The following is a 12,863-nucleotide window of genomic DNA, read 5'->3' as shown; positions in this document are numbered from 1 at the left end:
GAATATCAATACTATTTGTGATCCTTTTATCTCAGGAAATTTTGTTATAGATACACTTTCATAACAAGATTGACTTAGATATAAGGATCAAATTTTATATGCCTTTTCCATAGTTAATTTGGTTTCTAACGGGTTTTGAGAATCTCAGAAACCCTTATATCAGCATATAAATATCCAGAAGCCTGTTTGTACCATTCAATGGCTTTATCTAAATTTTTTACTACCCCATAGCCTTCCTCATAACATGAGCCGAGAATATATTTACATTCAATACAACCTTGTAATGCAGCTTTTTCGTACCATGAAAAAGCTTCAGAGGGATTTTCTTGCGTGCCACTACCATTTGCATGCATTAATCCTATGAAACGTTTCAAGTTAATGTTTGTGTCACTATCTGCAAATTTCAAAAGTAGATTCAACAAAATTTTTAGTCCTTTATCAATTTCAGGGTGATGTATTAATAAAGGAGACTTTTCTGCAAAACTTAGAATTAAATTATATGCAGGTTGAAGATTCCCTTTAGCAGCAATAATAAGATTTAGAAAAGCTTTTTCTAAATCGTATACTTCTGAGTCAAATTCATAATAAAGATTAAATAATTTGTAATTAGCTTCTAGATCACCTTGATTTGCAGCTTTTTCATATAGCTTTACAGCTTTGCTCAAATCACAAGGTACCCCTGTACCAGTGAGATATAATTCTGCTAGAAAGAAGTTAGCAACGCATATATTGGCTAATGATTTTTGTTCTAATATGCCTAAGAATTGATAAAATTTAGTTTTCTTGGGATATTTTAGTAAATGGTAATTTACTAACCACTCAAGATAGGAAATGATATTACTTTCCAACTCACCTTCTTTAATTGATTGATTAAACAGCTCAAAAGCTTTTGCATAGTTTGGTGAGGTACATTCACACAATACATGACCCAAAAGAACTTTTCCTTCTTTACTGCCTTGTGCAACGGCTTTTTCTAAATAAAATTGAGCTTGTTCATAATCCTTATTCCCTTGATTTTTGGGATACAAATATTCCTTTGCCAACCTAATTTGTTGATATACATCCCCATCTTCTGCTTTTTTTTTCATATATTTAAATTGACTACATTCATCTGAGTTACGATAAAATGTAAAAATAACAATAATTATCAATAGTATGCACACTGCAAAAAACATGTTTTATCTCATAAATAATTATTAGAAAATTGGCTATATTATTGGTTATATATTTTCAAAATGGAACTCAGGATTAACAAAGAAAGGTTACATCCCAAATGGAATGTAACCTTAAAAGGTTTTTGAGAACATTTCCTTGTTCAATTTTAACGCCTTTATTGGCTGCTCAATTTTTTCATGCTGACTTAAGCCATATTCCACTTCAAATTTCTAAATCTAGGATTTAGCTTTTTCTCACCTAAAATGGAAGAGCGAGACACTTATATTTTTCATGTCCGTGTGAACATTAGCTAGGTTAGAAAAGAACCTAGTAACTCCGCACAAGCAATACTTCTTCAGTGACCAAACTTTAGAATACTTATGCTTTATCAATCATGGTCTAGTTTGAGCGACCAAGCCCAAACAGAGGAATGCGACCAAGCATTCCCTTAACCTTCTTCTAACATATTGCCGAACATATTCTCATATGTGCCGACTCAAGCTTTCGCAGTGAGCAATCTGATGAATCAGACTGTTTTAGGATTCGCTTTAAGCTAGCTATCTCACTTAATACCAATCTTCCTTTGAAGATCTGTATCACAATTTCCACAAGTAAAACCTGCTTTATATGCGCTACTTGCCATCGCTCCCACACTGTACAAATTGACAGACCTTTAACCAATTTAAGTCCTTCATACAGTGCTTCCCAAGTTATTTCAAAGTGTCTTACTGTGCAGACCGTTTATCCTCTCGCTTGCATACATACTTCCTGTTTCCCCCAACCGTAGTTCCTTAGTTTTATCGGGATATGATGTATACACAACTTTATAAAGGGTAAAACTCTTACACTCCAATCAGCATCTATCGATTAATGCCGTTACACGTTTAAGCTATCCAGCGACCCATTCAGCTTGCGCCAAATGGTGCCAACTTCTCCACCGTTAGGCTCGAAGTCCTAGTACCTCACGGTACTCTCAGCAGCCATCGTGATTGGAAATGAGCATACTTTTCGCAAGTTATTCACTTGCCTCGATCAAGCATACACACTCAGCTATTAACGGAGACTATCGCACATCCTATGCTGCTCCTGACTGTTTCACTTTGAACAGGGGTTCAATTCAAAACCAAAGTTTTAAATCTAATCTGGCTATTCCTAACCAAATGACCATTTCGGAATAAATTCCTTATAGGCTCCCGTGTCCTTGTCGCCCAACAACTTTATATGCAATGCATATAGGAACTCTTAAATCCAAGTTGAATGAACGGATAGAAGAAGAGCATTGCAGCTCTCCAGCCCCCGTTGCAACGTACCGAGCGAGGTTTCCCCAGCAGTCCGCTACATCGGCAGTACAAGAATGGTTAGTTCAGGTACTCACGGCAATATGTATCAAAGTTTTGAATGGTGGTCTTTAACCCATCCAAAACCTCAAAGAAGAAAATTAAGGATGGATGGTCAGTCCACTATTCGATTGATGACTTCATATTAATACATCTAATTTTAAATATCAATATTATTGATAATAAGTTTAAAATAATATAAATTTAACTAATGAAGTTTGTGTCGTCATTAGGAACTACTTAATTGCCACCTTACAAAGTGAGGTGATCATTCATAAAGCTATGGCTTTGCCATAGCGGTTTTTGAGCAAAGCTCAAAATTAAAAACACTTTAATTGAGACAATTTCTATTGTTGATTGACACAAATGCTTAGATGGGATTCCACAGGGAAAAAGTGGATTGTTGATTTACAACGAAACTGTATTGTTGGATGACAAAAGATGATTGATTACAGCCCTCATACCAAATACACAGCACAGAAAATTCAGGATAAAGTGACACGTGGAGCTTACTTTTATTCATCATTTAGCATTGATGATGGCATTGGCTCAACAACCAACATTAAGAAATTGATTGATAAGCTGACTGTCAGATATGACCTGAATTTAACCAGTCGGCAAAGAAATTATCGACTGAAAACAGGAAAGCCGATTGCAGATCTGATTGTTCAAGATGTGATATATGAGAATAGATGGCAATTCATTTTGCTCATTACCACGCCTAACAGCCACAAACACAGTAAACAGCCAATTCATTCTACTGAACAGCAAAAGCAAATCGGCAAAGATAAAATCTTTGAAATAGAAGAGTTGTCTTTTTCTAGAGAGCATATTATTGCTGAAACTAACTTAATCCATGACTACTTTAAAGATGATGAAGTTTTAAATTTCATCATGTCTAAACCTTATCTAGAATTAGATTTTGCTGGCTGTTCAGCAGAATTGGTTCGAATGACTCACAAAAAGTATAAATCAAATTCTGATAAGTTTTACAGAACTCCAAGTAAGCCTTTTAGTTGGACATGGAGATGGAAAAAAGATGTCATAGCAAAAAAGAAAACAGACTTAGTTAATATTATAAATCGCTATGTTTCACAACCTAACAAGGCTAAACCAATTGAAGATCTTGTTAAATGGCAGTCCTTTTTTCAAACCTATGCGGTTTTTAGAGGAATGCGACAACAGGTTGGACGACTATATACATTAGGGAAATTGTTTTTATATAGTCGTGGCAAACAAAGATGGGATGACCAAGAACTACCTAATTTGAAATTATATTTTGCACCACGCTATGAAACATATGCGGAAAGTTACGATGAGTACTGTATAAGACGAGATGTTTACACTCATTTTGGAAAAGAACTTCCAAGAGAAATAGCTAAAGATGGGGGATGGGAGAAAATTGAAGAATTTTTAGGCTAATTTAATACTTTATATTCACCTTTTTTAAATATTACAAATAAAGCGAATAGAGTATTCATTTTTATATAAAAAAACATTAATGTTATATTGAATACAAATATATACTTGAAAGAAGATGATTAACGAAATTAGTGAACAAATAAAAGACAACTTGAGAGAATGTCAAGTAAAAAGTATTGAAGTAATTGCAAAGTATTTAAGATCAAAAAGCGAAGGATCTTGCTTAATTAGTTTACCAACTGGAGCAGGTAAGAGTGGTGTAATTTGTACAGTAAGCCACAATTGTAAATATAAAAAACTACTGGTTGTAACGCACAGAAGAGCGGTGTGTGATCAATTATATAAACAATTAAAAGGTAAATTTTTTGAAAAGATATTACCTGAAGAAGTTGATTATAAGTCATTTATAAAAAAAGATATTTTTAGTAATATTGGTGATGTTTCGAAAGATGGTGTGTATTGTACTACATTCCAAAAAATTACTGGTTTGAGTGAAAGTGAGCTATTGGTATTAAAAAATTCTTTTGATCTTATTTTGATAGATGAAGGACATGCAGAACCATCTCCCAAATGGGGTGCTACTATAAGAGAACTAGTAGCTAAAAAAATAATTATTACAGCTACTCCATATAGAAATGATCTATTTAGTTTTGATATAGATGTTAAGCATAGTTATATCTATACATATAAAAAAGCTACAGAAGATAATGTTATTGTACAACCTCGTTTTGATACTATTAACATGAGTCAATTAACTCTAAAAATTAGAGAGTTAAAAGAAGAACAACCAGATTCAATTTGTATAGTTAAGTGTAAAAATTTTTCTGATATTCAACATTACTTTAGTGAATTTACTTCTACATTTCGAACAGTTGCTATTCATGATCAATATGAAACTAATCAAGAAGAACATAAATATAATTATGTCCCACAAAATTTAGCCGAATTAGGATATGAGGTGTTAATACATCAACGAAAGCTTGATGAAGGTATTGATATTCCAGAGGCAAAAATTTTAATTCTTACTTATCCTGTTGGAAGCGGTAAAGAATTGGTGCAAACTATAGGAAGGGTGGTAAGGATCTATAAAAATTATCAACCTACTGTACTAGAGGTTGGTGTAGAAAAAAATTATAATTTATGGAAAAATTATCTCGAATTTGATGAATATATTACAAATGAAAATTCGGCTAATAGATTTTTAAATACCCTAAATACAGCAAATTTAATTGATAAATACTTAGACGCATTTCCTGATAGAAGTTACTTTGAATCTAATTATCGTAAAAAATTTAATTTCAACGAATTTAATCCTGCTGAATCTTTAGAAATTCCTTTAGCTTCGGTTTGTTTTTATAATAAATTAGAAGGTTTTAATCTATATGATTGTTTGGATAAACTACATTGGGACTTTACTAGAGAAGGTGCCTTATCTAAATATGATTCAGAATTAGGGGTTGTAACAGCGGTATGTTTTAATAATTCTAAATTTCTGAAGGATAGTTTGTTTTTTGAGCCATCATTAGAGATATTAATAATTAAAGAATTAGATGATATTGTTGCTATTTTTGATAGTAGTGGTCGTAAGTTTAATGATAGAGATGAACTTAAAATTGGCAGAGTAATTAATGTAGACCAATTATTTTCTGTGGTATCTTCAACCAAAAAAGCTATAACTAAACAAGCTAATACTAGAGCTCTACAATATAGCTTAAGCCGTGCAGAAGGGATTGCTCTTAAAGCCGAAAATTTAGAACTTATTAATCATGAGCAAGCAAACTCTGCATATGCGATAACGACTACAGTTGTCACAAATATTGATGATAATGATAAAATTATTTCTTCTTATTATTTGGGGGTTGCATCCGGTAGAATTTCTGACCAGAAAAATTCTAGGTTCACTTATGAAGAATTCATGGAATGGTTAGAAGATATTAATAAACATCTTCAGTCAAAGAAAAAACCAGCAAGTAATTTTCTTAATTCTTTTGCTCAAGTTGTAGATTATATTCCTGTGGATGATCCAGTAGCTTGTATCTTAGATTTTACAGATACTAAATTTTATGATTTGGAGATTGAGTTTGATGGTTTTAAACAATCTATAGATAATAACTTTATTTATAGGAAGTATAATAATGGAATTTATTTTTTTAAACTGTTTTATCAAAAGGGGGATGATTCAATCGAAGAATTAAAAAATTTTATTAAGTTTTCATTTAATGAAAAACTAGAATTAATTGCTGAGAGTGATTCAAGTATTAACTTTTTCATAAATAAAGAATTGGCTGAACTAGAAGATGTTTTTAATGAAAATACAGTTAAGCTATTATATAAAGATGGGACTGTATATTTAAATAAATCCTTCTATAAGCAGGTGTTACCAACTCAAAGTGGAAAAATAAATCAAAATATCGTAAAAAACATTATTCCGCTTGAGTGCTTGAAACATCCGCAATTAACTGAAAAAGACGAAGATAATTTGACTCATAACAAATTTAGTTCTAACTCAATTTTTCATTTAATTGATCAAGTAGCCAACATACATAATCCAAATGTTTTATATAGTGAGTTGGGACAATTCTATCAGCATATTCCTAATGTAGATTTAGTACTTTGTACAGATATGGGGACTGAACCCGCAGATTTTATCCTTTCCTCTAAAGAAAAAGTTGTTTTTGTTCACATAAAATGTGGAGATAGCTCTCAACGACCTAAGTCCTCAGCTGGTGCACTTTGTGAGGTAGGAGGTCAAGCATTAAAAAATTTACATTACTTAGTGAATAGCAGTTCCCTCAAGTATGGAAATATTACTAATATTCAGGGGGATTGGCCCAGTCCAACAGGAAATAATCAAGGTATTAAGCTAAATCGTATTAGATTATTTAATAAAACTTTTGACCTTAATCATATGCTTGATGATGTTATAGCTAAAATTGATGAAAGAAGAATAGATCCATTGGTGAAAAAAGAAATTTGGATTGTGGTAGGAAATGCATTTTCACACAACCACTTTTTATCGCAATTCGATAACCCGAATTTGGCTGCTCCAGAAACTATCCAAGCCTATCAGTTACTTGATACATGGTTTAGTCAAGCTAATGCACATAATGTAGATTTAAAGATTTTTACATCAGTGTGAAGACTTATTTTTAAAGTTGAAATACTTAAAAATAAAGAGGTTAAATTAGAGGTTATTTTATTTTAATATTTATAAATAAGCATTAAAAACAATATATTGTATACTTTGTAGATCGCAATCATATGTCGATTTACTAAATTGAAAATCAAAATCCTGCTTCCGAGCGGGATTTTTTATGGCATGCCATTTGAATATAACGATAAAAATAGAAATAAGAGGAAAAGAAGATGAGCGAAATTCAATATTTAAACATTCAAGATCTAAAAGATGAGCAGGCTCAACTGTGTGATTTATTGGCCCAATGTGTGCAAGATGGTGCATCACTGGATTTTTTAGCAGAAGAATCTAAGTCGCACTATGATGAATATTGGTCTGCTGTGGCAAAGGATATTCAAAAGCATAAAACCTTTTTGTGGGCGGCGCTACAAAGCGGTGAAATTGTGGGCACAGTACAATTGGTTCGTGCCACCAAAGCCAATGCACTGCATCGTGCTGAGATTGAAAAACTTATGGTGCATCCAAAGGTACGTCAGCAAGGCATTGCTCACCAACTATTCACACTTGCAGAAGATAAAGCAAAACACTTGAACTTGAAATTACTTGTACTTGATACGCGTACAGGCGATGTCTCTGAAAAGCTATATGAAAAATTTAACTTTATAAAAGCTGGGATCATCCCGCAATTTGCATTGAGCCATACAGGTACAATAGATTCAACGACATTATTTTATAAATTATTAGTTTAAGTTGAAACGGATAGATATTTTAGACCAAAACTCCTGCACAGATGCAGGAGTTTTTCATTAAAGGTTCTTTTGATTAACTCGTTTAGAGAGTTCTTCCGCACTTTCAACTCGTTCAGAATAGCGATCTGTGAGGTAGGCAGATTGACCACGTGTGAGTAGGGTAAATTTATATAATTCCTCCATCACATCGACAATGCGAGTGTAATAGGAGGAAGGTTTCATGCGATCATTTTCATCAAACTCTAAAAATGCTTTTGCAACGGAAGATTGATTTGGAATCGTGATCATCCGCATCCAACGCCCAAGGATGCGCATTTGGTTAACAGCATTAAAAGATTGCGAACCACCACTGACTTGCATTAACGCCAGCGTTTTACCTTGAGTAGCACGAATGGCACCTGCGGCTAAAGGAATCCAATCAATTTGTGCTTTCAATATAGAGCTCATCGCACCATGTCGTTCTGGCGAACACCAAACCATGCCTTCAGACCATGCAAGTAATTCATGTAATTCCTGAACTTTGGGATGTGAAGTTTCAGCATCTTCAGGCAGTGGAAGACCTTTAGGATGAAAAATTTTGACTTCTGCACCAAAATGTTCAAGGATTCGACCCGCCTCCAATACCGTTAGGCGGCTAAATGAGCGTTCACGGTTAGAGCCATATAGCAGCAGAATGCGTGGCGGATGTTCAAGTGCTTTAGCTTGAACTTGTTCAAAACGCGGTGTTTCAAGTAAATCTAGTTGAATATTGGGGAGCTTCATTTTAGTTCTCTTTATACCATTTGCGTTTTAGCCAGAGCGATACACTCACTAATGCAATAAGCACAGGCACTTCAACCAATGGGCCAATAATCGTGGTAAATGCAATCGGAGATGCAATGCCAAAGGTGGCGATGGCAACAGCGAGGGCAAGTTCAAAATTATTACCTGCTGCTGTAAAGGATATCGCAGTGGTTTTGGCGTAGTTATTGCCCATCCATTTGCTCATCAAAAAGCTAATGAAAAACATCACCACAAAGTAGATCGTGAGGGGGATGGCAATACGCAGTACATCCATCGGAAGGCTCACGACATCTGCACCTTTGAGGCTAAACATCACCACAATAGTAAAGAGTAATGCGATTAAACTGATGGGGCTGATTTTGGGTATAAATTGATTTTTATACCAATCCAGACCTTTTTGTTTTACCAATATGGCACGCGTCAGGAAACCAAGCAGGAAGGGAATACCTAGATACACCAATACTGCATGTGTGATGGTCCAAAAGCTGACTTGGATCACTTGTGCTTCGATACCAAAATATGGCGGTAAAAAACTCAAAAAGAACCATGCGTAGGTACTAAAAAATGCAATTTGGAAAATACTGTTAAATGCCACTAAAGCCGTAACGTATTGGTTGTCCCCACAAGCGAGATCATTCCAAACCAGAACCATTGCAATACAACGTGCTAAACCAATCAGAATCAAACCGGTCATGTATTCAGGGTGGTGTTGTAAAAACACGATCGCCAAAATAAACATCAGGCAAGGCGCAATTAACCAATTTTGAACCAGTGATAGGTATAAGGTACGTTTATCTTTAAACACTTCAGGCAGCGCTTTGTAATCCACTTTAGCCAAAGGCGGATACATCATGAGGATTAAACCAATGGCAATCGCAATATTGACATCACCGATATTGAGTTGATTTAAAGCTCTTGAAGTACTTGGAACATACACGCCAATCGCAATGCCTAGCCCCATTGCGATAAAAATCCATAGCGTTAAATTGCGGTCTAGAAATGACAGTTTTGCAGCAGCCATTATTGAATCTCTGAAATTTTTTGGATTTCTTTGTTAAGCTCTTCACGACTTAATTGCTTAAAATCGAGTGCAAATAAAGCATCTAAACGGCGGTTAATATGCGCCACGGTATCAAGAAAAGCTGCAAGTTTTACGTCATCTGCAAGCTCTAAATGGGAAGGGTCTTCTAAACCCCAGTGTGCTTTGATGGCAGAGCCTAAGTAAATTGGGCAAGCTTCTTGAGCTGCAGAACCACAGACAGTAATTACCACATCGGGTTGGTATTGTTCACATGCTGTGATGGTTTTACTCGACAAGCCCTCAGTCGGTAGATTGAGGTTATGTAGGGTTTTTAAGGTAAATGGGTGGACTTGTCCTGAAGGTTTACTGCCTGCGCTATAAGCACGGAAACCTTCAGGGGCACGCTGGTTAAAAAGTACTTCGGATAAAATGCTGCGGCAGCTATTGCCAGTACATAGAAATAAAAAATTCATAGCGTTTCACACAATGTGGTAGTGCCTTTCGGGGAGTTTAAATCGAGGTCTTTAAATCGTTCTTGGTGACGCATGACATCGAGTATTTGTGTACACCAAGTAGGCAGTGCAGGGTGAATGGAGTAATAGACCCATTGACCTTTACGTTGATCACTCAGCACACCTGATGAACGCAGTAATGCCAAATGACGCGAAATTTTAGGTTGGCTCAATTCAAGGGACTCAGTGAGTTCGCAGACGCAGAGTTCACCTTTACAAGCCAACAGCATGATGATGTTCAGACGAGTCTCATCTGCAAGTAATTTGAAAAATTCAGTCTGTTCCATGTTTATCTGCATATATGGATTTTCATATATCTTTACATATGAATATATGGATGTCCATATATATTATTCAATAAAAATCCCACACTTGGTGGGATCCTATATTTAGACCAGTTTAAAAGTCGAATGAAGTTTGTAAGAAGAAGGTACGTGGTTGACCGATATATTTACCACCTGTTGCATCTGATGAACGGGTGAAATACTGTTTATCAAAGACATTCTTAATACCAGCAGCAACTTTAACCCCTTGTAGCGAACCGCCAAAGTCATAGCCTGTACGTACAGCGAAAGTTGAATAGCCTGGAATATCGCCCAGTTTACCATTTGCTGTTTCTTCTGTTTGGTAAATCCCCGAATCTTGGTTACCTGGGGCACGTTGTTTAGATTGTGCATACATGTCGGCATTGATTGACCAAGCATCATATTTATAGCCTAAGCCAAAATTTGCAACATTCTGTGAGTAAAACGGTAAGTCTTTATCTTTAAAGTTACCCGCTTCAGCAACCGCTTTGGTATAGGTGTAGTTGCCATAAGCTTTTAAGCCTTCGAGATTGTCAGCTAAATGACCGAAATTATAGCTAAAACCGGTTTCAATCCCTTTATGGCTGGTTGCCCCTAGGCTGGTCCAAATGCCATTGCTGCCGGCATCACGGTCTAAGTAGAGCTCTTTTTCAAAATCTAAATAGAAAGCGGTTAATTCAGCAGTTAAGCCATTACCGAGATATTTAGTGCCGATTTCATAGTTTTTTGACTTTTCTGGGTGTAAGCCATCGAGTGTAGAAACAGCCACATTATCTTTTGCTGCTGCTAATTGGTTATATTGCTGTGGACCAAAAGAGACACCGGCATTGGCAAAGAAATTCCAATGGTCAGTTGCTTTATACAGGACAGCTAAACTTGGTAAAAATTCATCTGATTGGATCGATGGATGAACAGTATTTTGTAATACGCCATTTTTATAGGCACTAAAACTGTTTTGCGTATCAATCGATTCAAAACGAACGCCGGGTGTAATATTCCATTTACCTAGTTCTATACGGTTATCAATATAAGCTGCGTGTGCTTTGGTGCCACCCGCACTGCGGGTACGTGCTATAAACTGATCGGGTTCAGCATCTGCAGCGTATTCAGTACGGCCTGCGAACTCGGTGCTTTCTTCATCCATATAACGGTAGCCTACAGTCACTTCATTCAGCGTGCTACCTAAGCTATAGCTACGAGAATAACGTGGCTCAATGGCAAAGACTTTATAATCACGCGGTGAAGTATCTAAGCGATGATTGCCATTGGTTAAGGTGGATTCAAGATTGCTGGTACGGAATGAATCGATGTAATAACTTAAAAGTTCAAAGTTGTTCGTGTCATCTTTATGTGTATAACGCAGCGATACATCTGAACGACGGCCAGTGAAAAAATCACGATAATGCGACGTTTGATATGGATTTGCTTCGAATTCAGCAGTGCTTAAACCTTCAGGCATTTCACCTGTACCATCGTAGTGATGTAAATTTAACGCGATTTTATCCTGATCAGTGATGTCATAAGCGGTTTTTAACATGACATCATCAATGTCATTTTTATTGTTCGCTTCACGATAACCATTGCCTTTAGTACCTGAATAAAGCAGGGCTAAGCCTAAACCATTATCTAATGTTCCACCAACGAACAGACTAGGACTTAATTTTACCTGATCTGTACCTGTTGCATATTCAGAGTTTAAAGCTACAGTTCCTTTAAATGATTCAGGAATGCTACGTGTGGCAAAATTGATAATACCACCGACATTTTGTGGCCCAAAACGGACAGAACCTGCTCCACGGACTACATCAACAGATTCTATATTTCCTAAAGAGACAGGTGCCATAGAAAGCTGTGGTTGTCCATAAGGTGCAAATGACATCGGTATGCCATCGATCAACACGGTTGAACGGGGAGAAAGACGAGAGGTTAATCCTCGAACACCGATATTTAATGAAACATCGCTGCCGCCAGTACCATTATTTTCTTGAACCTGAACACCAGGAACTTGGCGTAACGCATCTTTTAGAGATGTTGCTGCGCTTTCGTTTAAGCGTTTACGGTCAATAATGGTCCGCGCACCGGCATGCTTTTGCACTTTTTTTTCATTGGCGTTTTCCAGCCAGTTACCTTGAGTTTCAATGGTGATGGTCGGTAAAACATTAGCTTGCGCGGTCTCTGTATTTTCAGCAGCAGAAGCCATAGTGGCAACTATGCTTATACCTACGGCAATACTCAGCGGTAATAAAGGGAAGTTTTGAAGCTTTGAAGATTTTTTGCTTGAACTATACATAAAAGTGTGAGCAATGGAGAGAGTGCGCGTATCATAATCTTGAGTGTGATAAATTTAAATAAGGATGATTATCATTTAAAACTATGAATATGATTAAGCTAATAGACTTTTTAATTTAAATAAAGAATAGGTGTAATTTATAGTCAAAAAAAC

General features: G+C 35.9%; 9 protein-coding genes. 3 read left to right on the top strand and 6 right to left on the bottom strand.

Annotation, left to right across the window (positions count from 1 at the left end; all coding sequences use genetic code 11):
* Positions 1–125: 125 nt before the first annotated feature.
* Positions 126–1,175, bottom strand: coding sequence for a tetratricopeptide repeat protein (locus tag B1201_RS00420; protein WP_078191864.1), 1,050 nt, complete (start codon positions 1,173–1,175; stop codon positions 126–128).
* 1,758 nt (positions 1,176–2,933) lie between these two features.
* Here B1201_RS00420 and B1201_RS00415 point away from each other — a divergent pair.
* The 3 genes from B1201_RS00415 to B1201_RS00405 all read left to right on the top strand — a co-directional run bounded on the left by B1201_RS00415 (position 2,934) and on the right by B1201_RS00405 (position 7,799).
* The gene (locus B1201_RS00415) at positions 2,934–3,914 is read left to right on the top strand and encodes a hypothetical protein (RefSeq protein ID WP_078191863.1); all 981 of its coding nucleotides are present in this window, start codon (positions 2,934–2,936) and stop codon (positions 3,912–3,914) included.
* Between the two features lie 115 nt (positions 3,915–4,029).
* Positions 4,030–7,053 carry a DEAD/DEAH box helicase gene (locus tag B1201_RS00410; RefSeq protein ID WP_078191862.1) on the top strand — a complete coding sequence of 1,008 codons (3,024 nt, stop codon included), beginning with the start codon at positions 4,030–4,032 and terminating at the stop codon, positions 7,051–7,053.
* Between the two features lie 227 nt (positions 7,054–7,280).
* Positions 7,281–7,799 carry a GNAT family N-acetyltransferase gene (locus tag B1201_RS00405; protein ID WP_078191861.1) on the top strand — a complete coding sequence of 173 codons (519 nt, stop codon included), beginning with the start codon at positions 7,281–7,283 and terminating at the stop codon, positions 7,797–7,799.
* A gap of 57 nt (positions 7,800–7,856) precedes the next feature.
* Here B1201_RS00405 and arsH read toward each other — a convergent pair whose 3' ends face one another.
* The 5 genes from arsH to B1201_RS00380 form a co-directional block, all read right to left on the bottom strand.
* On the bottom strand, positions 7,857–8,561 hold the full coding sequence (arsH, locus tag B1201_RS00400) for an arsenical resistance protein ArsH (protein WP_078191860.1): 705 nt from the start codon (positions 8,559–8,561) through the stop codon (positions 7,857–7,859).
* 1 nt (position 8,562) lies between these two features.
* On the bottom strand, positions 8,563–9,603 hold the full coding sequence (gene arsB / locus B1201_RS00395; RefSeq protein ID WP_078191859.1) for an ACR3 family arsenite efflux transporter: 1,041 nt from the start codon (positions 9,601–9,603) through the stop codon (positions 8,563–8,565).
* Positions 9,603–10,076 carry an arsenate reductase ArsC gene (locus B1201_RS00390; RefSeq protein ID WP_078191858.1) on the bottom strand — a complete coding sequence of 158 codons (474 nt, stop codon included), beginning with the start codon at positions 10,074–10,076 and terminating at the stop codon, positions 9,603–9,605. The genes arsB and B1201_RS00390 overlap by 1 nt, the downstream gene beginning before the upstream one ends.
* Positions 10,073–10,402, bottom strand: a complete 330-nt coding sequence (locus B1201_RS00385; protein ID WP_078191857.1) for a metalloregulator ArsR/SmtB family transcription factor — start codon at positions 10,400–10,402, stop codon at positions 10,073–10,075. The genes B1201_RS00390 and B1201_RS00385 overlap by 4 nt, the downstream gene beginning before the upstream one ends.
* A 112-nt stretch (positions 10,403–10,514) precedes the next feature.
* Positions 10,515–12,710 carry a TonB-dependent receptor family protein gene (locus tag B1201_RS00380; protein ID WP_078191856.1) on the bottom strand — a complete coding sequence of 732 codons (2,196 nt, stop codon included), beginning with the start codon at positions 12,708–12,710 and terminating at the stop codon, positions 10,515–10,517.
* Positions 12,711–12,863: the final 153 nt, after the last annotated feature.

It is taken from the genome of Acinetobacter sp. ANC 5600 (assembly GCF_002018395.1).
Taxonomy (GTDB): Bacteria; Pseudomonadota; Gammaproteobacteria; order Pseudomonadales; family Moraxellaceae; genus Acinetobacter; species Acinetobacter amyesii.
The sequence above is the reverse complement of the archived record's forward strand: the minus strand, read 5'-3'. Positions and strand labels throughout refer to the sequence as shown.